Genomic DNA, 20,226 nt, shown 5'->3' on the forward strand with positions numbered 1-20,226 from the left:
ACCCCGCGTCAGCGGGGATGCAGCAATCGCCAAAAGGCGTCGATCAGCGGATCGCTGAGGCGTTTTTTCTGGACGCAGACCCCCAACTCGAACGGTTCGACCATCGAGATGTTATCCAGCTGCGAGATGCGGTTGCGCACCGGTTCCGGGCTGTTGTCCACCACCACGCTCGGGATCAGCGCGATGCCGCAGCCCAGGGCCACCATCGACACGATGGCTTCGTGGCCGCCGACGGTGGCGTAAATCAGCGGATTGCTGATGCGGTGACGGCGGAACCACAGTTCGATGCGTTTTCGCGAAGGGCCGTGCTCCGGCAAGATGAAGGGGATCTCGGCCCAGTCGGGCTTGTCGGCGAACGCCTGGCTGCGCACCGCGCAGGGCAGCGCCGGCGCGATCAGCACCAGCGGAATTTCGCCGATTTTGGTGAACGCCACGCTGGCGGGCAGCGTTTCCGGCCGGCCGGCGATGCCGAGATCGGCCTCGTTGGACTGCACCTTGTCGACCGCGTCGGCGGCGTCGCCGGTGGTCAGCTTGATCTCTACCAGCGGGTGCTGCGCGCGGAAGCGGTCGAGGATCGGCGGCAGGTGGCTGTACGCGGCGGTCACCGAGCAGAACAGCCGCAGTTCGCCGCTCAGCGAAGGGCCGTGCTGGCCGAGCGAGTGCTTGAGCTGCTGATATTGCAGCAGCGTTTGCTGGGCGAATTCTTTCAGCTGTTCGCCGGCGTCGGTGAGCTGCACGGTGCGGTTATCGCGCAGGAACAGCGGCTGCCCGAGGATCTCTTCCAGCCGCTGGATCTGGCGGGAGAGCGTCGACGGGCTGACGTGCATCGCCTTGGCGGTGCGCCCGAAGTGATGGCTTTCGGCCAGATGCAGGAACAGCTTTAAATCACGTAAATCCATATCGATACGCTCGCAGTGAGAGTGTTGCAAAAATTGCAATATCACGTTCTCAATATATCAATTTAAGCAACGCATTTCCTGTTATACATTGAGTTTAACGAATCTCCGCACAGACAGGGCGGGGAATGAAAATAACAATGCAAGACAACATCAAACCGGAGTACCACCATGGCTAACTATTTCAACACATTGAACCTGCGTCAGCAGTTGGCGCAATTGGGTAAATGCCGCTTTATGGCGCGCGACGAATTTGCTGACGAAGCCGGCTACCTGAAAGGTAAAAAAGTGGTGATTGTCGGCTGTGGCGCCCAGGGGCTGAACCAGGGTCTGAACATGCGCGATTCCGGTCTGGATGTCGCCTATGCCCTGCGCAAAGAAGCGATCGACGAGAAGCGCGCTTCCTGGCGCAAGGCGACCGAAAACGGCTTCAAGGTCGGCACCTACGAAGACCTGATCCCGCAGGCGGATCTGGTGGTCAACCTGACGCCGGACAAGCAGCACTCTTCCGTAGTGCGTGCGGTGCAGCCGCTGATGAAAGACGGCGCGGCGCTGGGTTACTCCCACGGCTTCAACATCGTTGAAGTGGGTGAGCAGGTGCGTAAAGACATCACCGTGGTGATGGTCGCGCCGAAATGCCCGGGCACCGAAGTGCGTGAAGAGTACAAGCGCGGCTTCGGCGTGCCGACCCTGATTGCGGTTCACCCGGAAAACGATCCGAAAGGCGAAGGCATGGCGATCGCCAAGGCCTGGGCGGCGGCGACCGGCGGCCACCGCGCCGGCGTGCTGGAGTCTTCCTTCGTCGCCGAAGTGAAATCCGATTTGATGGGCGAGCAGACCATTCTGTGCGGCATGCTGCAGGCGGGTTCGCTGCTGTGCTTCGACAAGCTGGTTGCTGAGGGCACCGATCCGGCTTACGCCGAGAAACTGATTCAGTTCGGCTGGGAAACCATCACCGAAGCGCTGAAGCAGGGCGGCATCACCCTGATGATGGATCGCCTGTCCAACCCGGCCAAGCTGCGCGCCTATGCGCTGTCCGAACAGCTGAAAACCATCATGGCGCCGCTGTTCCAGAAGCACATGGACGACATCATTTCCGGCGCGTTCTCCAGCGGCATGATGGCCGACTGGGCGGAAGACGACGTGAAATTGCTGACCTGGCGCGAAGAGACCGGCAAAACCGCATTCGAGAATGCGCCGCAGTTTGAAGGCAAAATCAGCGAGCAAGAGTACTTCGATCACGGCGTGCTGATGGTGGCGATGGTGAAAGCGGGCGTAGAGCTGGCGTTCGAAACCATGGTCGATGCCGGCATCATCGAAGAGTCGGCTTACTACGAGTCGCTGCACGAGCTGCCGCTGATCGCCAACACCATTGCGCGTAAGCGTCTGTATGAAATGAACGTGGTCATCTCCGATACCGCAGAGTACGGCAACTACCTGTTCGCCAACGCGGCGGTGCCGCTGCTGAAGGACTTCATGACCACCCTGCAGGCGGGCGATTTGGGCAAAGCCGTGGCGGGTACGGCGGTGGATAATGCGCAGCTGCGCGACGTGAACGAAGCGGTGCGCAGCCACCCTATCGAAACCGTCGGCCGTAAACTGCGCGGCTACATGACCGATATGAAACGCATCGCCGTCGCGGGCTGATTTTCCGCAAGGCAAAGCACAAAGAGAAAGAGCCGGCAGCGATGCCGGCTTTTTTTATGCCTCCGGCATCATTGCGGCGGGAATGATGGCGCCGGGATGCTGGATCACCGTAGCGGCCAGCAGATGGCCGCGCTGCGCCGCCCGTTGGGCGCTGCCGCCGTTCAGGCGGGCCGCCAGGTAACCGGCGCTGAAAGAATCGCCCGCTGCGGTGGTGTCGACGACACGCTCTGGCGGCAGCGCGATCGCCGGCACCTCAAGCTTCTCCCCTGCCATACTGAACACCAGGCAGGCGTGCGCGCCGCGTTTGATGACGATCTCGCCGACGCCGAGCGTCTGCGTGCGAGCTACCGCCTGTTCGATAGGCTGCGCTCCCCACAGCAACTCTTCGTCATCCAGCGTCAGAAAAGCGATGTCGGTACAGGCCAGCACCTCGCGGTAGGCCTGCTGCGTTTCCTCACGGCTTTGCCACAGGCGCGGACGGTAATTGTTGTCGAAGATCACCTTGCCGCCGTTGGCGCGACAGCGGCGCAGCAGCGCCAGCAGTTTCATGCGATCGGCAGGCGCGAGGATCGCCAGGCTAATGCCGCTGAGGTACAAGTAATCGAACTGCGCCAGCCGTTCGCACAGTGCGTCGGCCTGCGGTCCCGCAAGCCAATACCGGGCGGCGGCGTCATTGCGCCAGTAGTAGAAAGTACGTTCGCCGGCGGCGTCGGTTTCGATGAGGTACAGGCCCGGCAGCTTGTTGTCGAATTGCTGAATCAACCCGGTCTCGATCTTCTCCTGCCGCCAGGCCTGCAGCATTTCGCCGCTGAAACTGTCGGTGCCGAGTGCGGTGACATAATGCACCCGTAGCGTCTGTTCCGGCATTTGGCGGGCGAGGTAGACGGCGGTGTTGAGGGTATCGCCGCCAAAGCCGCGCGTCAGCTGTGCGCCCTGCTGCGACAGCTCGATCATGCATTCGCCGATCACGGCGAGATTTCGGATAGTCATCGTCAATAAGCCCTGGCTAAAGAAGAAGCAATAGCTGTCAGTCTCCACGCAAGGCGGTCAGGGAGTCAATAAATTAAAACGGCGTTTTAATTTTTTATGATCGCGATCGGCGAACGCGGGCAGGACGGAGGCGAAACGGGCGGCAATTCGGCTTAAAGTTTTACGCTGCGTTGCCGATAAGCTGGGTAAAGAAACAGCGGCAGCGCTCTCATTTCCTCGCCACGGCGATAGTACCGATGATAACCAATCTGATCTCTGGTCTGCTGGCGCCTTGTTTTGCCCTTTATGCCTGCGCCAAATCGCGGCGCTACTGGCGGCAATGCCGGCGCTTGTATACCTTCCAGCCGATTTATCGCACCAGCGGCGCGCTGCTGGCGGTGGAACTGCTGACGGCGGTGTATCACCCGAATGAGCCGGACAAGCGGCAATCCCCGGAGCATTATTTTTCCTCGCTCGGCGTCGCCCAGCGTTTGCAGGTGATCCAGGAACAGCTGGCGCTGTTGCAGCGCTGGCAGGCGTTGTTCATTCGTCACGCGGTGATGGTGTCGGTCAATATCGACGGCATCGCGCTGCAAGCGTTGCAGCGCCATAGCGCGTTGCAACGGCAGATCGCCGAGATGCCCTATCTGCGCTTCGAGCTGGTGGAGCACGCCGAAACGGCGTCAAACCGCCCGCTGCAGCAGATCGTCGGCGGCGAGCGGCTGTGGCTGGACGATTTCGGCAGCGGGCTGGCCAACTTCTCCGCCGTCGGCGCCTGGCGTTATCAATACATCAAGGTGGCGCGCGAATTGTTTACCTTGCTCAAACAGTCGGAAGAGGGCGTCCAGCTGCTCGGCACCCTGATCAAGATGATGAACCAGCACAGCGACGGGGTGATCGTCGAGGGTGTGGAAACCGAACAAGAGTGGCGGCTGGTGCAGCGTTCCGGCGCGTTGGCTGCCCAGGGCTACTACCTTTCCCGCCCGGCGTGCTTTGAAACTCTGCACAGCGTGCCGACGCTGTTCGCCGCGCCCGGCACGCCGGCGTGAACTCCGGCCTATCCTCAGCTAGGCTTAAACGGGGCTGCTAACTCCTTTTCCTTTCATTCGGCAGCCCGATTTATGCGCTGAGGGAGCCGCTATGACAAGAACAGGAAAGGTTTTCAGCTGGCTGGGCGGCATTGTGCTGCTGCTGATCGTCGCGCTGGCGATCTTCATTGCTACCTTCGACTGGAATCGACTCAAGCCCACCATCAACGACAAAGTGTCGGCCGAACTGCGGCGACCGTTCGCCATTCGCGGCGATCTGGGCGTCGACTGGTCGCGCAATCCGGATGAGGGCGGCTGGCGCGCCTGGGTGCCCTGGCCGCATATTCACGCCGAAGACGTGTGGCTGGGTAACCCGAAAAACATGCCCGGCGACAGCATGGTGACGCTGCAGCGCGTCGACGCCAGCATTGCGCCGCTGGCGCTGCTGGGTAAAGAGCTGCTGATCCCGCGCATCTGGCTGAAGCAGCCGAATGCTTCGTTGCAACGTCTGGCCAACGGCGACAACAACTGGACGTTTGACCTGGCCGCCGGCCAGGATCCCAAGCAGCCGCCTTCCGACTGGTCGTTCACCGTTCACGACATCGTATTCGACAAGGGGCAGATCGCCTTTAAAGACGCCACGCTGAAGGCGGATTTCCGCGCCGTCGTCGATCCGCTCGGCAAGCCGTTGCCGTTCAGTGAAGTGACCGGCAAACAGGGCGGCGACAAGACCGCGACCCCCGATTACGTTTTCGGCTGGCAGGTGAAGGGCAAATATAACGGCGAACCGTTGAGCGGCAGCGGCAAGATTGGCGGCATGCTGTCGCTGCAGAGCGCCGATTTGCCGTTCCCGCTGCAGGCCGATGTGCGCTCCGGCAGCACCCGGGTGGTGGTCGCGGGCACCTTGTCCGATCCGCTGAACCTCGGCGGCCTGGATGTACAGCTGAAATTTTCCGGTGAAAGCCTGAGCAACCTCTATGGCCTGACCGGCGTGTTGTTGCCGAATACCCCGCCGTATGCGACCGATGGCCATCTGACCGCCCGTCTGCATCAGCCGGGCGGCGCGGTGTTTGAGTACCAGAAATTCGACGGAAAAATCGGCGACAGCGACATTCACGGCAGTTTGAAGTACGTTGCCGGTAAACCGCGGCCCACGCTGAGCGGCGCAGTGAACTCCCGGCAGCTGAGGTTGGCGGATCTGGCGCCGCTGATCGGCGCCGACTCCAACGCCGCCAAAGCCGGGCGCGGCGAGAAAAGCCGTCAGCCGGCGGATAAGGTGCTGCCGGTCGAACAGTTCGATACGCAAAGCTGGAGCAAGATGGATGCGGACGTGAAGTTTGCCGCCGCGCGCATTGAACGCGGCAGCGATTTGCCGCTGAGCGATCTGGCCACGCACCTGAAGCTGAACAATGGCGAACTGCGCCTGGATCCGCTGCGCTTCGGCATGGCGGGCGGCAGCCTGAACGCCGTCGTGCGCCTCGACGGCGGCAAAAAGCCGATGCGCGGGCAGGTGGATATGCATGCACGCAAACTTCAGCTTAAACAGCTGTTGCCGAACGTGGAGGCGATGAAGCGCAGCCTCGGGCAGATGAACGGCGACGCCAGGCTGACGGGCAGCGGCAATTCGGTGGCCGAGCTGCTGGCGACCAGCAACGGCGATCTGCGCCTGCTGATCAATAACGGGGTGATCAGCCGTAGCCTGATGGAGATCCTCGGTCTGAACGTTGGTAACTATCTGGTGGCGCAGCTGTTCGGTGACGACGTGGTGGGCATCAACTGCGCGGCGGCGGACGTCGGCATCCGCAGCGGCGTCGCCGCGCCGCGACTGTTCGTGTTCGACACCGAAAACGCGGTGATCAACATCACCGGTAACACTAACCTCGCCACAGAGCGGCTGGATTTATCCATCGATCCGGAAAGCAAGGGCATGCGCGTGCTGACCCTGCGATCGCCGCTGTACGTGAAAGGCACCTTCAAGCATCCGGACGCTGGGGTCAAAGCCGGGCCGCTGATCGCGCGCGGCGCGGCGGCGGTGGCGTTGGGGGCGGTGCTGACGCCGGCGGCGGCGCTGCTGGCGCTGGTCTCGCCCAGTGAAGGCGGCGAGGAGAACCAGTGCGGGCAGATCCTGCGGGAGATGAAAGGCAAAAAATAATCAGGCGCGCGGCGGCGGCGTGAGCAGCCGGCAGTCGTGATCCTGGATCTCTTCCGCCGAGGCCAGGGTGAACGGCAGCAGGCTGCGCTCGGTTGCCAGCAGCAGGAAATCCCCGTCCGGCAGCGCGGTCATCGCCAGGCCGAAGCTGCCCATGCGCCCGTCGGCGCGCGGCAGGCCGGAGGCCAGTAGGCGGAAGGCGCCCTGTTGCTCCAGCTCGGCAGGGGTTACCCGCCGCCCCAGATAGTCATGCCCCAACAGGCCGCCGGGCAGCGGTTGCCATTGCTCGATGAAATGGGGGCCGATCTGCGCCAGCCGCTGTTTTACCGCCGGCAGCAGGCAGGAGATATGAATGTGCAGCTGGTTTTGCGTGCGGCCATATTCCGAATTGATCGCCAATGAAATATCGCCGTCGTCGATCGGTTTGCCATAGCGTTCCGCCATCACGTGGCGCGCGCGCCAGGCCTGGGCGAAGAAATTCGGCGTGGCGGCGTCCAGCACCGCCGGGCTTTCGATACCGGTGATTTTGGCGCTGGGCATCAGCAGGTATTGCAGCGGCCCGTTGCGATCTTTAAACACCACGAAACCGGCCTGCACATCCACCTGCGCGCAGGGCGCCGGGTTGTCATGCGCCTGCTGATTGGGCAGACATTGCTGGCTGACGATGCGCCACAGCGCATCGGGATGGTCGGGTTTCAACCCGTAATAGAGCGCGATGGCGAGAGCCGCCAGCAGCGCCACGCAGACAAATACCCCACGACGCAGAGACATCGGCCGATCCTGTTACCGAGATAAACATCCAGCATAGCCCGGTTTTATGACAGGAAACGAACAACGCGTGCGGCCCCCCGCAGTGAGGGGGCCGCAGAGGATCACAGCGACTGGTGGCGGGTTTCTTTCATCAGCAGGAGGGCCAGCAGCGTCAGCCCGGCCATCGCCGCCAGGTACATGCCGACGTAAAACAGCCCGTAGTGGGCCGCCAGCCAGGTGGCGATGTAAGGCGCCACGGACGCGCCGAGAATCGACGCGACGTTGTAAGAGAACGATGCGCCGGTATAGCGCACTTCGGTGGGGAACAGCTCCGGCAGCAGCGCGCCCATCGGGCCAAAGGTCAGCCCCATGATGCTCAGGCCGCACAGCAGGAAGCCCATCACCAGCGCCTGGTTGCCGGAACCCAGCAGGGTCGGGAACAGGAACGCGAAGCCGATCATCAGCAGGGTAATGGCGATCATGGTCTTGCGACGGCCGAAAGCGTCCGCCAGCAGGCCGGCGATGGGCACCATCACGCCGAAACCGATCACCGCCACCATCAGCATCCACAGGAAGCTGTTGCGGGAGTAACCGAGCCCCAGCGGCTGCGGCGCAGTGCCGTAGGTCATCGAATAGACCGTCATCAGATAAAACAGCGTGTAGGTCGCCAGCATGATGAAGGTGCCGAGGATGGTGGCTTTCAGATGCTTGCTCAGCAGCGTGCCGAGCGGCACTTTCACCTGTTTGCCGGCCTTGGCCGCTTTGGCGAACACCGGCGTTTCATGCAATGACACCCGGACGTACAGGCCAATCAGCACCAATGCGGCGGAGAGGATGAACGGCACGCGCCAGCCCCATTCCATAAATTGCTGGTCGCTCAGCAGCCACGAGAGCAGCAGGAAGGTGCCGTTGGCGAAGAAGAAGCCGATCGGGGCGCCCAACTGGGGGAAGGAGCCGTACAGCGCACGTTTTTTGGCCGGCGCGTTCTCCGTCGCCAGCAAGGCGGCGCCGCCCCATTCGCCGCCCAGCCCCAGCCCCTGGCCAAAGCGCGCCAGCGCCAGCAGGATAGGGGCGAAGATGCCGATGGTTTCATAGCTCGGCAGCAGGCCGATCAGCACGGTGGAAATCCCCATGGTCAGCAGCGAGGCGACCAGCGTCACCTTGCGCCCCACGCGATCGCCGAAGTGGCCGAACAGCGCAGAGCCGATAGGGCGCGCGACAAAGGCGACGGCGAAGGTGGCCAGCGACTGCAGCGTCGCGGTGGTCGGGTCGCCCTGCGGGAAGAAGATGTGCGGGAACACGATCACCGCGGCGGTGGCGTAGATGTAAAAGTCGAAGAACTCGATGGCGGTGCCGACCAGCGAGGCGACGATGACTTTCCCGCGGGAATTCACCGGTGTAGACGCGTCGTCGGCGTCGAGTGGGGGTGCGATGGTGGCTTGCATATCTATTTCTTATTGTTGGAGGGGGTAAAAATCCATCTTAGTGACAGCATTCCGCCTTTTCAACGCTGGAACTCTGGGCAGCGCCGCCGCTAACCGGTTAAAAAGACTAATGTTTTACCTGGTTTCTTTTCTGTAGCGTTAAACGTTGAGAAATGGGGTTCATACAGTGTGAATGGCTGTAAAAACGGGAAAGAAAAGTGACTGGGTAGTTTGTTATGCTGGTTTTTCGAATGCCATGCCGCATGATTTAGAGGGATTGACTGGTTTTCTGCTTATTAACCAGAGGAAAGTGCCGGCGCGTGCGATAACACCGGCACGATTGCATGGCTTCAGCGTGCCGGCGGCTCGCGTTCCGACAAGGCTTTGTCGCCTTTGTAGTCGGCCGTTGCGATCCAGGCGGCGCAAAACAGCGTCAGGCGGGCGAAGAAGTAGAAGAACGCCATCAGCCCGATCACCGAGCCGAAGGCCGCGCCGGAAGGCGATTTCGCCACCTGCGGCAGCGTCATCGTCATCACGAACTTGATCACCTCAAAGCCGATAGCCGCAAGCAAGGTGCCGCGCAGCAGCGCTTTTTTCTTCGGTTTGTGGCGCGGCAGCATCCAGAAAATCCATAGGAACAGCAGATAGTTGGCGAAAATCGAGATCGACAGCGCGATCGTCGTCAGCGCCGGCCGCAGCCATTCGATGCCGTCCAGCCCCAGCGCGTTGACGATCGCCGCCTGCGCCGAGCCGGCGACCGAGGTCAGCGACAGCGTGATAATCAGTGCGACCACCAGGCCGGTCAGCGAGATGAAGTCGCGGGTGTACTTGAAATAGATTTTCTCCTGATCCTGCGGATTGCGCTCCCAGACGTCACGCGATTGCGCGCGGATCGCTTCGCGCAGGTTGCCCATCCAACTGATGCCGGAATAGAGCGCCAGCGCCAGGCCGGTCAATCCCACGGTGGTGCGCTGCTGAATGGCGGTGTTGACGGTGTTCTTCAGCGTGCTGGCCAGCGTCGGATCGCTGATGCTGCCGACGATCCGGTTGATCAAACGGGCCAGCAGATCCGGATTGGAAGCCAGCACGAAACCGGCGGCGGCGAACGACACCATCAGGATCGGGATCAGCGAGAGGAATGAAAAATAGGTGATGGCGGCGCCGAACTGGCTGCCCAGCCGATCGTTAAAGCGTTCGGCGGCGCGCAGCAGGTGCGCAACGCTCGGCCAGGCTTTGATGCGTTCAATCAGACGTGAAAAACCGCTGATGCGGCGGTCGAGCGTTTCATGGCCGGTCTTGATGGCGATAAGCGGCTTCGGCGGCGTGTCTTGTGCGGGCTGGCGGCGTTCCTGGTCTGGTCCTGTAGGCATTACTTCACGATTTCCTTAACGTTAAACGGCATGTATCCGCGTTGATTATAGCCAAAGCCCCGCGGCGTTTTGAGCGCCGGGGCGGCAAACGGTCATTTTCCGAGCTTAACGCGTTAGCGCCCGGCATGAAATGCCAGGAGGCGGTCGATAGGTAAAATTCCTATGAAAACCCCGCCGCGCCTCGGTTTTTTTCACTTCCCTACCTCCAATTTTTATCTGTTTCGTCGGCGAGAAAGCGTTTACTCATGATGTGGCGCCACGCGTTGCCGAGCGCCCGTTCCGCTGCAGCCGTAGGGGCTGGAACGGTCTCACCCGTCATCAACAGAAAAACTGGAAGGTCTTATGAAATTGCTTAATCACCCCACCTGCCGTCCGTTTACCGAAGCGGGCAATCTGTCGCAGCTTTCCGCCTACTATGAAGAGGAGAGGCATATCATGTGGATGCTGCTGCGCGCTGCGCCGCGTCCTTGCTTTAATCAGGCGCTGATCGAAGACATCATGACGCTGGCGCAGGCGGCGAAAGAGTCTTCGCTGCGGTTCGATTTCTGGGTCACCGGCTCGCTGGTGCCGAACATGTTTAACGTCGGCGGCGATCTGCAGTTCTTCGCCGAAGCCATCAAGAACCGCAAACGCGAGGCGATGATGGCCTACGCGCGTGCCTGCATCGACTGCGTGCATGCGGCGGCGCGCGGTTTCGATACCGGCGCGGTCAGCATTGCGATGGTCGAAGGCAGCGCGCTGGGCGGCGGCTTTGAAGCGGCGCTGGCGCACCATTTCGTGTTGGCGCAGAACAATGCGCGCATGGGGTTCCCGGAGATTGCGTTCAACCTGTTTCCCGGCATGGGCGGTTACTCGCTGGTGGCGCGCAAGGCGGGCATGCGCTTGGCCGAAGAACTGATTTGGGGCGGCGAGTCGCACACCGCAGAGTGGTTCGAGAGCCGTGGGCTGGTGGATCAGCTGTTCCAGCCCGGCGACGCCTACATGGCGACGCGCACTTTCATCGATACCATCCGGCCGAAGCTCAACGGCATGCGCGCCATGTTGCGGGCGCGTCAGCGCGTGCTGCAGCTGACGCGTTCCGAGCTGATGGACATTACCGAGGATTGGGTGCACTCGGCCTTCACCATTGAGGAAAAAGATCGCGCCTACATCGAGCGGCTGGTGATGTTGCAGGATCGCCACACCCTGAACCTGCGTCGTGCCGGCTAACGTTAACGCGCCCGCCTCACGCGGAAGGTGAGCGCGGGCGATAGGACTGCAGCCAATGCTCCAGCTGTTCCGGGAGCATTGGCCGCGCAAACAGAAAGCCCTGCTTTTCGTCCACGCCGACCTCGTCGAGGAACTGATTTTCGCTCTCGGTCTCCACCCCTTCGGCGATCACGCGGAAGGCCAGCGCCTCCGCCGCCGCGACGATCGCGCGCACCAGCGATTGCGAAACCGGGTTGAAATTCACCCCGCGCACGAAGCTTTTATCCAGCTTGATGGCGTCCAGCGGAATGCGCGCCAGCTGCGCCAGCGACGAATAGCCGGTGCCGAAGTCGTCGAGATGCACCTGCGCGCCCAGCTCGCGTAGCCGGGTGATCAGCACGCGCGCGCGGTTTTCGTCTTCAATCAGGCTGCTTTCAGTCAACTCGAAGTCCAGCAGACAAGGGGCCATGCGGTGACGGCGCAGCACCCCGAGCAGATCGTTGACGATGCCGTCGTCGGCCAGCTGCCGGGCGGAGAGATTGACCGCCACCCGCAGATTCAATCCCCGCTCTCGCCACTGCGCCGCCTGGCAGGCGGCGGTCTGCAACACCCATTGGCCCAGCGGGCCGATCAGGCCGGACTCCTCGGCGTAGGAGATGAACTGCAGCGGCGGGATCAGGCCGCGCTCCGGCGAATCCCAGCGCACCAGCGCTTCCACGCTGTGCACTTCACCGCTGCGCGCGTCGATTTTAGGCTGGTAATACAATACCAGCTGATTTTGCTCCAACCCTTTACGCAGGTTGGTGTCCAGCCACATGTATTCGGCGACGCGCTTGTTCATCTCCGGCGAGAAGACGGTATAGGTGCGTTTGCCGTGCTCCTTGGCGACGTACATGGCGGTATCGGCGCTGCGGATCAGGCTGTCGAGATCGTTGCCGTGCTCCGGGCACAGCGCGATGCCGATCGAACAGCCGGTATACACTTCGATCAGGCCGATGCGAAAAGGGGTCTTCAGCCGATCGATGATGCGCTGCGCCAGCGTTTGCAAACGTTCGCGATCGGTCTGAGGCGCCAGCACCAAAAATTCGTCGCCGCCGAGGCGGGCGAGCACCTGATCCGGGCTCAGGCAGCCGAGGATCGCCAGCGAGACCTCAACCAGCAGCCGATCGCCGAACATATGGCCGTAGGCGTCGTTGACCTTTTTGAAGTTGTCGAGATCGAGGTACACCAGGCCGAAACTCTCTTCGCCGCGCGTGGCGATGGCGTGGTTGATCTTGTCCTGGATGGCGTTACGGTTCGGCAGGCCGGTGATGATATCGGTGTTGGCCAGCACCCGCAGCCGTTCCTGCGCGCGACGCTCTTCGGTGATGTCGGTTCCTGAGCAGATCAGAAACACCTCGTTTTTGCCGCTGCCGCTGTGCACGAACTTATTGCGAAACAGGAACAGCCGCTCGCCCTTGACCGTCTTTACCCAGCGTTCCACCTCATACGAAGAGCCGTTGCGGAAGAAGCCGGCGATGTTGCGCCGCGAGGCGGCGGCTTCTTCCGGGCTCATAAACAGCTGGAAAACGTTCTTGCCGATCACCTCGTGTTCGTGCAGCCCGGTGTACTCCTCGCTCAGCCGATTGAAGCGCTGGATGCGGCCGTGCTGGTCGACGATCACGATCACCGAGTTGGCTTCGGACACCACCTGCTCGGCGAAGGAGAGCCCATGCACCAGATCGCGCGCCACGGATTGGGTATCGCTGAACGCGGACGCGGTGCCCGCCCATTCGAGGTTATTGACGCGGCGCCCGACCAGATGCAGATGCAGCGGTTCGCCGGCCAGCGTGATGGTGAGTTCAAGGCTGGCGGTCACGCCGGTCAAACGGCGAATTTTCGCCGCGTCCATGGCGCTCAGCGCCACCGCGACGTGGGCTTTGCCCTTAACGGCGGACAGCTCCAGGGCATTGCTGTCAAACGCCAGCCGCCAGTGGGGGCTCTGGGTGCCGAAGTGGGCGTTAAGAAGCTCAGGGCCTTGGTCTGCGGACATGATGATTCCTCAAAAGAGCACGGGCGGCCGGTCAGCACGAAGAACCGCTGGCGGCCTGTGGGCCCGAAAGTGGTCGCCGTGCGCGTCTGTGCATCATATAACAGGTTTTCACAGGCGGGGCGGGTAATGGAAACTATTCTATAAGCAATGATTAGTTTTGCGGTGTACGCGCCGCCCGGCGACCGGTTGCCTTAAAGTGTAGGAGGAGAACATCGGGTCGTGCGAAGTTTGTACCGGCCTCCCCGCTAACGAAAAACGGTTGATGCAAGGTTGTCTTGTGGGCGAGTAAATTATAGCGGTGAGAGGGCGGCTGAAAAATAACCCTGTCGGGGAGATTTTTGCCGGGAAATTAAAATTTCCATCAAATAAACGCCTTCTTCATAGTTTTCTCATAATTGGTGAATAAACCCGTGACGGGTTTTAAAAAGTTTACACACCCTCGCATTACTTGAATTTTATCAGCCTATTATTATCTTCGACGAACGAATGAGCCTGTTAACGTACAGCGCTCCTGATGAAGAAAAATTTTTAAGGAAATGATTATGCGTAAATTGACGGCTTTATTTATTGCTTCCACGCTGGCTCTGGGTTCTGCTTCTGCGGCATTCGCCGCTGATACGACGGCGGCCCCGGCTGCGGATGCGGCGCCGATGAAAATGATGCATCACAAGGGTGAAGGTAAAGGCGGCCCGTTCGCCGGGCTGAACCTGACCGAGCAGCAGCGCCAGCAAATGCGCGATATCATGAAAGAGTCGCACTCGAAACGCGGTCCGGGCATGAAAGAGGAACGCCAGGCGCTGCATAATCTGGTCGCTTCCGACAGCTTCGATGAAGCGAAGGCGAAGGCGCAAATTGACGCGATCGGCAAAGCGCAATCCGAACGCATGCTGGAACGCGCCAAGGCGGAAAATAAAATGTATAACCTGCTGACCCCTGAGCAGAAAAAACAATACAATGAGAATTATCAGAAACGTGAGCAAAAGATGATGGACCATATGAATAAAATGAAGGAGCAGATGTCCTCCGGTCAGTAATATACGCTCGCGGTAAATAAAAAAGGGCCAGACTATTTGTCTGGCTTTTTTTTCGGCGTTATCACCGGCAGGCCCGGCAGCGAGTGATTATCATTCCCCACCGGCAATATGTCGGAACTGTTCGGCAACGGCCTGTGCAAAGTGCGGATCGTTAATATGGTAAGGCGTTTTTATTAACCGGCGCTTATGGGTGGCGTGCACCGTCTCCTCCAGCGTTTGCGTAAAGGCGGCCAGCGCTGCGGGATCCCAGAACGGTTGCCCAGGGGCATCCAGCGCCGACACGCCGCCCGCCGGGATCACGAAGCGCACTTCGCCCGCGCAGGCGTTGATTTTCTCGCCAATCCAATGTCCGATTAGCGCATTTTCCCGCGGGCTGGTGCGTACCAGCGTCACTTGCGGATTGTGATGATGGCGCAGGCGGTTCGCGTAGCGAGCCGGCACCGTATTCAGCGCGCCGAAGTTGATCATGTCGATCGCGCCGCAGGAGAGTATGCACGGGATGCCGGTACGCGCGATAGCACCGAAACGATCTGCATTGCAGGGTAGCACACCGCCAAACAGGTAATCGGTCACTTCGGTGGTGGTCAAATCGATGGCGCCGTGCAGTTGCCGGCTATCGATCAGTTTTTCCAGCGCTCTGCCACCGCTGCCGGTCGCGTGAAACGTCAGGCAGTCCCATTGCGGTGCAAGGTCGGCAACCAGCGCCTGAATGCAGGGGGTGGTGACGCCAAACATCGTCAGGCCGATTGCGGGCTTGTCGTCGTGATGATCGACGGCGGCGAAGCGGACTGCACCGGCTATCTGGCGCGCCGCATTGCCCAGCACCCGGCGCGAGATACGGTTCAGGCCAGCGAGATCGGTGACCGAATACAACATGCTGATATCACTGGCGCCGACATAGGCGGAAACGTCTCCCGCCGCCATGCTCGAGACCATCAATTTCGGCAGGCCAATCGGCAACTGCTGCATTGCCGGCGTGATGATGGCGGTGCCGCCGGAGCCGCCCAGGCCAAGCAGGCCGGCGATATCGCGGCGCGTCAGGATAAAACGTTCGAAAGCGGTCGCCATGGCGGCGATTGCCTGGCCGCGGCTGGCTAGAAAGACCGCGCCTGCGCCCGCCGGATGGTGGCGAGCGACCTCTTCTGGGCCGATATCGGCCGGGGAGTCAAACGGCAAGCTTCGGGTGGAGAGATCGACGGTTCGCGTGGGTAAATTCAGGCTGGCAATCAGCCGCCGCACATACTCCAACTCTTGTCCTTTCGTATCTGCTGTGGTAGCAATATAGACAAAATTTGAAGTATCTTTCATGGATTTTTCCGGGGTGTTTCTAATTTTTATTTAAAAATTAATATATTATTTTTTTTTGGGTGCCCTGGTGTTGGCATTTAAATTAAATTGATTAATGTATTTATATAATGAGACGGCAGTATCATTTTTGCAAGGGCAGCTCAGTGCAAAATGGGACTCCTGTCTCATTTTTGAGCTTTTTGCGCGGCCAACCCTTTGTCGTCAACCTGTCGGCAGTGGCGTCTCGCCTGTCGCGCAAGCGTGTACAGATGTATGAGGTTTAAGTGCCGATAAATGCTTTTCCCACCCCGTCCGACCTTTCTCTGACCTCCGCCCGGGCGAAAACACATCGTTTGTTGCTGGCCAGCGCAATGACGCTGTATGGCGAGGGCGCGTTTCCATCGATCACCGATCTGGCGGCGCATGCGCAGGTATCGCGCGCGACCGCCTACCGCTATTTCCCGACCCAAAGCGCATTAATTACTGCGGTGGTGGCGGAAAGTCTGGGGCCTATTCTGGCGTGGCGCCCGCAGGACGATGATGCCCTGAAGCGCATCCAGCAGTTGCTGACGTTGGCCTATCCTCAGATGGAGCGACACGAAGGGGCGCTGCGCGCTGCATTGCAGCTCTCTTTGCAGCAGTGGGCGCACGCCACGCCGGGCGAAAAGTTCGTGCGCGGCAACCGCAAGCGGCTGCTGGCGCTGGCGGTAGAGCCGTTGCAGGGTAAACTGCCGCCAGATTCTTTACAGAGAGTGATTCATGCTTTCTCGCTGATTTACGGTTCTGAGGTGTTCCTGGTGCTGAAAGATATCTGGGGGCTGGAGCTTGAGGGTATCCAGGATGTCACGCAATGGATGGCCAAAGCCATCCTGCGTCAGGCGGAAGAGGATGCGATGAACAGCAAAAAAACATCAGCAGGATAATCCAATTTTTGCCGCTGTCTGAGTGAAAAACCAGCATAATTCACTGAGTAAATATTGGCAAAAGTTATAATTAAAAGTGATAAAAAGCGCCTGTTAAGCACTTTTCAGGCGACGCTTTCTTTGGTTGCCTTTTAATTAAATGTCATTATTTATCATTGTATTAATTTAATTATCCTCTGCGAATAAATACTGCCTCAGCGCTGAGCGAGATCATTCTCTTTCCTTATCGTCCCCCGTCTGATTCATCCCTGAAACGTTCTCTCCGCCCACCGAACTGCCGAGTGACACATTAAGCGCACTTGAGATTGTTGTGCTTTATTTATTTGGTGTTACCAAACTGTTACACAAAAAATCTTATAAAACATTTGCAAACAACAACGGACGGTATCTGGGATGGAGAAGAAACTTAGAGGAGTTAAATCCGCTCGGGCGGCCTTCGGCTGGCCTGAAATCGGCGTTCATCGCGCACAATGGAGCGCGATGCTGATCTGCCTGACGGCGATCGGCGGCGCGCAGGCCTCCAGCTATATAGAGAACGGCAAAGCGGGCGATCCGGCCAGCTGGCGCAGCAGTGAGTTCAACGCGGAATGGGGGCTGGGGGCGATCCACGCCGACCAGGCCTACGCCGCCGGTTATACCGGAAAAGGCATCAAACTTGGCATTTTCGATCAGCCGGTCTACGCCAAGCACCCGGAGTTTGCCGGTGAGAATAAGGTGATCAATCTGGTTACCGAAGGCATCCGCGAATACACCGATCCCTATATTCCGGTGAAAAAAGGCGACACTTTCCGCTATGACGGTACGCCGAGCGTGGATTCCGATGGCACGCTCGGTTCGCACGGTACCCACGTGGGCGGCATCGCCGCCGGCAGCCGCGACGGCGGCGCCATGCACGGCGTGGCGTTCAATGCGCAGATCATCAGCGCCGAAAACGGCGATCCCGGCCCGGAGGACGGCATCATCCTCGGCAACGACGGCGCGGTGTACCAGGCCGGTTGGGATGCGCTGGTGGCCAGCGGCGCGCGCATCATCAACAACAGCTGGGGTATCGGCATTACCGATAAATTCGCCAAGGGGGGCAAGAATCCCGCTTACCCTCATTTCACCGTCGACGATGCGCAAAAGCAGTTCGATCAGATCAAACAGATCCTCGGCACCAAGCCCGGCGGCGCCTATCAGGGCGCGATCGACGCGGCGCGCAGCGGCGTGGTCACCATCTTCGCTGCCGGTAACGATTACAACCTCAACAACCCGGACGCCATGGCCGGCCTGGCCTATTTCGTGCCGGAGATTGCACCGAACTGGCTGTCGGTCGCCAGCTTGCAGGACCCCTCTAATAGCGGCGACTACAGCATCAGCACCTTCTCTTCCCGCTGCGGCTACACCGCCAGCTTCTGCGTTTCGGCGCCGGGCACCCGGGTATACAGCTCGGTGATTGAAGGCACCAGCGTGGAGAATCTGACGACCGGCTACGCCAAATACAGCGGCACCTCGATGGCGGCGCCGCACGTGGCCGGCAGCGTTGCGGTGCTGATGGAGCGTTTCCCGTATCTGAGCGGCGCGCAGGTGGCGGAAGTGCTGAAAACCACCGCCACCGACATGGGCGCGCCGGGCATCGACGCGCTCTACGGCTGGGGGATGATCAACCTGGGCAAGGCTATCAACGGGCCAGGCATGTTGGTGACCGCCGAGGATATTCCGGCGGAGTTCCGTATTCCGGATCCGGCGGGCGTGGCCTACGGCCCGACCCAGTTCGTGGTGGATCTGCCGGGCGTCGGCGCGGTGCTGGACAAGGGCAAACCGACCGAGCGCGTCTGCAGCGATGTGTTGTGCGGGCTGGACGTCTGGAGCAACGATATCTCCGGCCACGGCGGCCTGACCAAACAGGGCATCGGCACGTTGGTGCTGACCGGTAACAACACCTATGCCGGCCCGACGCTGGTCAATCAGGGGCGGCTGGCGATCAACGGCTCGGTCACCTCGGCCGTCAGCGTGCAGAGCGGCGGCATCGTCGGCGGCAGCGGCACCGTCGGTTCGCTGATCGCCCGCCGCGGCGGCACCGTGGCGCCGGGCAACTCGATCGGCACTTTGAACGTGGCGGGCAACGTCAGCTTCGAGCCGGGCTCGCGCTACGCGGTGGAAGTGGGGCCGAACGGCCAGAGCGATCGGATCCAGAGCAGCGGATCGGCGACGATCGGCGGCGGCGAGGTGGCGGTGACGCTGGAGAACAGCGCCAACCTGCTGACGCAAAGCGAGGTGCGCAGCCTGCTGGGCCAGCAGTACACCATCCTGAGCGCGCAGCAGGGGGTGAGCGGGCAGTTTGACGCGGTGGCGCCGAACTACCTGTTCCTCGGCACCGGGCTGAGCTACCAGCCGGCCGGGGTGACGCTGAGCGTCGGGCGCAACGGCACGAGCTTCGCCAGCGTGGCGCAGACGCCGAACGAGCGGGCGGTGGCGGCGGCGGCGGATGCGCTGGCGGCGGGCAACCCGGTGTACGAAAGCGTTCTCAACAGCGGCACGGCGGGCGAGGCGCGGCAGGCGTTCCGTCAGCTGTCGGGGCAAATCCATGCGGATATCGCGTCGGCGCTGGTGAACGACAGCCGCTACCTGCGTGAGGCGCTGAACGGGCGGCTGCGTCAGGCGGAAGGGCTGGCGAGCTCGTCGGCCATCAAGGCGGACGAGGACGGCGCCTGGGCGCAGCTGCTGGGGGCGTGGGACCACGCGTCGGGCGACGCCAACGCCACGGGTTATCAGGCCTCGACCTACGGGGTACTGGTGGGGCTGGACTCGGCGGCGGCGGCCGACTGGCGGCTGGGGGTAGCGACCGGCTACACCCGCACCTCGCTGCACGGCGGCTACGGGTCGAAGGCGGACAGCGACAACTACCACCTGGCGGCGTACGGCGACAAGCAGTTCGGGGCGCTGGCGCTGCGTGGCGGGGCGGGCTACACCTGGCACCGCATCGACACCAAACGGTCGGTGAACTACGGGATGCAGTCGGACCGTGACACGGCGAAGTACAGTGCGCGCACCGAACAGCTGTTCGCGGAAGCGGGCTACAGCGTGCAGGGCGAGTGGCTGAACCTGGAGCCGTTCGTCAACCTGGCGTACGTGAACTTCGAAAACAACGGCATCGCGGAAAGCGGCGGCGCAGCGGCGCTGCGCGGCGACAAGCAGCACACGGATGCGACGGTGTCGACGCTGGGGCTGCGTGCGGACACCGCGTGGCAGGTGACCCCGGGCACGACGGTGGCGCTGCGCAGTGAGCTGGGGTGGCAACACCAGTACGGCGGGCTGGAGCGTGGCACCGGGCTGCGGTTCAACGGCGGCAACGCGCCGTTCGTGGTGGACAGCGTGCCGGTGTCGCGTGACGGCATGGTGCTGAAGGCGGGGGCGGAAGTGGCGGTGAACGAAAACGCCTCGCTGTCGCTGGGCTACGGCGGGCTGCTGTCGCAGCACCATCAGGATAATAGCGTCAACGCCGGCTTCACCTGGCGCTTCTAAGCAACATCGACTCAATCCTTGTACG

At 61.0% G+C, this 20,226-nt stretch carries 14 protein-coding genes; 7 read left to right on the forward strand and 7 right to left on the reverse strand.

Annotated elements, in window-relative coordinates:
• Positions 1–8: 8 nt before the first annotated feature.
• A complete protein-coding gene (gene ilvY / locus ACSBQV_RS21455) occupies positions 9–899 on the reverse strand; it encodes an HTH-type transcriptional activator IlvY (protein ID WP_004929971.1) in 891 nt (296 codons plus the stop codon).
• Positions 900–1,067: 168 nt separating this feature from the next.
• On the opposite strand from ilvY, the gene ilvC reads away from it, so the two are divergent.
• Positions 1,068–2,543: a ketol-acid reductoisomerase gene (gene ilvC / locus ACSBQV_RS21460; protein ID WP_033636408.1), complete on the forward strand. Its 1,476-nt coding sequence runs from the start codon at positions 1,068–1,070 to the stop codon at positions 2,541–2,543.
• 54 nt (positions 2,544–2,597) lie between these two features.
• Here the strand turns inward: ilvC and ACSBQV_RS21465 are convergent, their stop codons facing one another.
• The gene (locus ACSBQV_RS21465) at positions 2,598–3,533 is read right to left on the reverse strand and encodes a sugar kinase (protein ID WP_099784572.1); all 936 of its coding nucleotides are present in this window, start codon (positions 3,531–3,533) and stop codon (positions 2,598–2,600) included.
• A 236-nt stretch (positions 3,534–3,769) separates the two neighbouring features.
• Here ACSBQV_RS21465 and pdeH point away from each other — a divergent pair, with 236 nt between their 5' ends.
• Entirely contained in the window at positions 3,770–4,561 is a 792-nt protein-coding gene (gene pdeH / locus ACSBQV_RS21470; protein ID WP_033645372.1) for a cyclic-guanylate-specific phosphodiesterase, read from the forward strand.
• Between the two features lie 91 nt (positions 4,562–4,652).
• Positions 4,653–6,692 (forward strand): AsmA family protein, encoded by a 2,040-nt coding sequence (locus tag ACSBQV_RS21475; protein ID WP_099784575.1) that lies wholly within the window; start codon positions 4,653–4,655, stop codon positions 6,690–6,692.
• Here the strand turns inward: ACSBQV_RS21475 and ACSBQV_RS21480 are convergent, their stop codons facing one another.
• The 3 genes from ACSBQV_RS21480 to yhjD form a co-directional block, all read right to left on the reverse strand.
• Positions 6,693–7,460, reverse strand: a complete 768-nt coding sequence (locus ACSBQV_RS21480; protein WP_033652698.1) for a CDP-diacylglycerol diphosphatase — start codon at positions 7,458–7,460, stop codon at positions 6,693–6,695.
• 101 nt (positions 7,461–7,561) lie between these two features.
• On the reverse strand, positions 7,562–8,884 hold the full coding sequence (locus ACSBQV_RS21485) for an MFS transporter (protein WP_016930463.1): 1,323 nt from the start codon (positions 8,882–8,884) through the stop codon (positions 7,562–7,564).
• A 329-nt stretch (positions 8,885–9,213) separates the two neighbouring features.
• Positions 9,214–10,233, reverse strand: coding sequence for an inner membrane protein YhjD (gene yhjD, locus ACSBQV_RS21490; RefSeq protein WP_099784579.1), 1,020 nt, complete (start codon positions 10,231–10,233; stop codon positions 9,214–9,216).
• Positions 10,234–10,575: 342 nt separating this feature from the next.
• Between yhjD and ACSBQV_RS21495 the strand changes: the two genes are divergently transcribed.
• A complete protein-coding gene (locus ACSBQV_RS21495) occupies positions 10,576–11,442 on the forward strand; it encodes a crotonase/enoyl-CoA hydratase family protein (protein WP_033652699.1) in 867 nt (288 codons plus the stop codon).
• 16 nt (positions 11,443–11,458) lie between these two features.
• On the opposite strand, the gene pdeR is transcribed toward ACSBQV_RS21495, so the two are convergent.
• The gene (gene pdeR / locus ACSBQV_RS21500) at positions 11,459–13,453 is read right to left on the reverse strand and encodes a cyclic di-GMP phosphodiesterase (RefSeq protein WP_033645368.1); all 1,995 of its coding nucleotides are present in this window, start codon (positions 13,451–13,453) and stop codon (positions 11,459–11,461) included.
• 542 nt (positions 13,454–13,995) lie between these two features.
• Between pdeR and spy the strand changes: the two genes are divergently transcribed.
• Complete coding sequence (spy, locus tag ACSBQV_RS21505) at positions 13,996–14,487, forward strand: ATP-independent periplasmic protein-refolding chaperone Spy (RefSeq protein ID WP_033645367.1); 492 nt, start codon at positions 13,996–13,998, stop codon at positions 14,485–14,487.
• A gap of 90 nt (positions 14,488–14,577) precedes the next feature.
• On the opposite strand, the gene ACSBQV_RS21510 is transcribed toward spy, so the two are convergent.
• Positions 14,578–15,795 carry a Tm-1-like ATP-binding domain-containing protein gene (locus ACSBQV_RS21510; protein ID WP_099784581.1) on the reverse strand — a complete coding sequence of 406 codons (1,218 nt, stop codon included), beginning with the start codon at positions 15,793–15,795 and terminating at the stop codon, positions 14,578–14,580.
• A 263-nt stretch (positions 15,796–16,058) separates the two neighbouring features.
• Between ACSBQV_RS21510 and ACSBQV_RS21515 the strand changes: the two genes are divergently transcribed.
• Both ACSBQV_RS21515 and ACSBQV_RS21520 read left to right on the forward strand, forming a co-directional pair.
• The gene (locus ACSBQV_RS21515) at positions 16,059–16,697 is read left to right on the forward strand and encodes a TetR/AcrR family transcriptional regulator (RefSeq protein WP_033645365.1); all 639 of its coding nucleotides are present in this window, start codon (positions 16,059–16,061) and stop codon (positions 16,695–16,697) included.
• A 480-nt stretch (positions 16,698–17,177) separates the two neighbouring features.
• The gene (locus ACSBQV_RS21520; RefSeq protein WP_099802983.1) at positions 17,178–20,201 is read left to right on the forward strand and encodes an autotransporter serine protease; all 3,024 of its coding nucleotides are present in this window, start codon (positions 17,178–17,180) and stop codon (positions 20,199–20,201) included.
• The last annotated feature ends 25 nt before the right edge of the window (positions 20,202–20,226 follow it).

Source organism: Serratia sp. B501, assembly GCF_051172315.1.
In the GTDB taxonomy this organism is placed as follows: Bacteria; Pseudomonadota; Gammaproteobacteria; order Enterobacterales; family Enterobacteriaceae; genus Serratia; species Serratia ureilytica.

What these genes read in the sequence shown, in the direction of transcription:
- pdeH (WP_033645372.1), top strand. Translation starts at nt 3,770, where the DNA reads ATGATAACCAATCTGATCTCTGGTCTGCTGGCGCCTTGTTTTGCCCTT.
- ilvC (WP_033636408.1), top strand. Translation starts at nt 1,068, where the DNA reads ATGGCTAACTATTTCAACACATTGAACCTGCGTCAGCAGTTGGCGCAA.
- ACSBQV_RS21520 (WP_099802983.1), top strand. Translation starts at nt 17,178, where the DNA reads ATGCTGATCTGCCTGACGGCGATCGGCGGCGCGCAGGCCTCCAGCTAT.
- yhjD (WP_099784579.1), bottom strand. Translation starts at nt 10,233, where the DNA reads ATGCCTACAGGACCAGACCAGGAACGCCGCCAGCCCGCACAAGACACG.
- ACSBQV_RS21510 (WP_099784581.1), bottom strand. Translation starts at nt 15,795, where the DNA reads ATGAAAGATACTTCAAATTTTGTCTATATTGCTACCACAGCAGATACG.
- ACSBQV_RS21465 (WP_099784572.1), bottom strand. Translation starts at nt 3,533, where the DNA reads ATGACTATCCGAAATCTCGCCGTGATCGGCGAATGCATGATCGAGCTG.
- ACSBQV_RS21485 (WP_016930463.1), bottom strand. Translation starts at nt 8,884, where the DNA reads ATGCAAGCCACCATCGCACCCCCACTCGACGCCGACGACGCGTCTACA.
- ACSBQV_RS21475 (WP_099784575.1), top strand. Translation starts at nt 4,653, where the DNA reads ATGACAAGAACAGGAAAGGTTTTCAGCTGGCTGGGCGGCATTGTGCTG.
- ilvY (WP_004929971.1), bottom strand. Translation starts at nt 899, where the DNA reads ATGGATTTACGTGATTTAAAGCTGTTCCTGCATCTGGCCGAAAGCCAT.
- pdeR (WP_033645368.1), bottom strand. Translation starts at nt 13,453, where the DNA reads ATGTCCGCAGACCAAGGCCCTGAGCTTCTTAACGCCCACTTCGGCACC.
- spy (WP_033645367.1), top strand. Translation starts at nt 13,996, where the DNA reads ATGCGTAAATTGACGGCTTTATTTATTGCTTCCACGCTGGCTCTGGGT.
- ACSBQV_RS21495 (WP_033652699.1), top strand. Translation starts at nt 10,576, where the DNA reads ATGAAATTGCTTAATCACCCCACCTGCCGTCCGTTTACCGAAGCGGGC.
- ACSBQV_RS21480 (WP_033652698.1), bottom strand. Translation starts at nt 7,460, where the DNA reads ATGTCTCTGCGTCGTGGGGTATTTGTCTGCGTGGCGCTGCTGGCGGCT.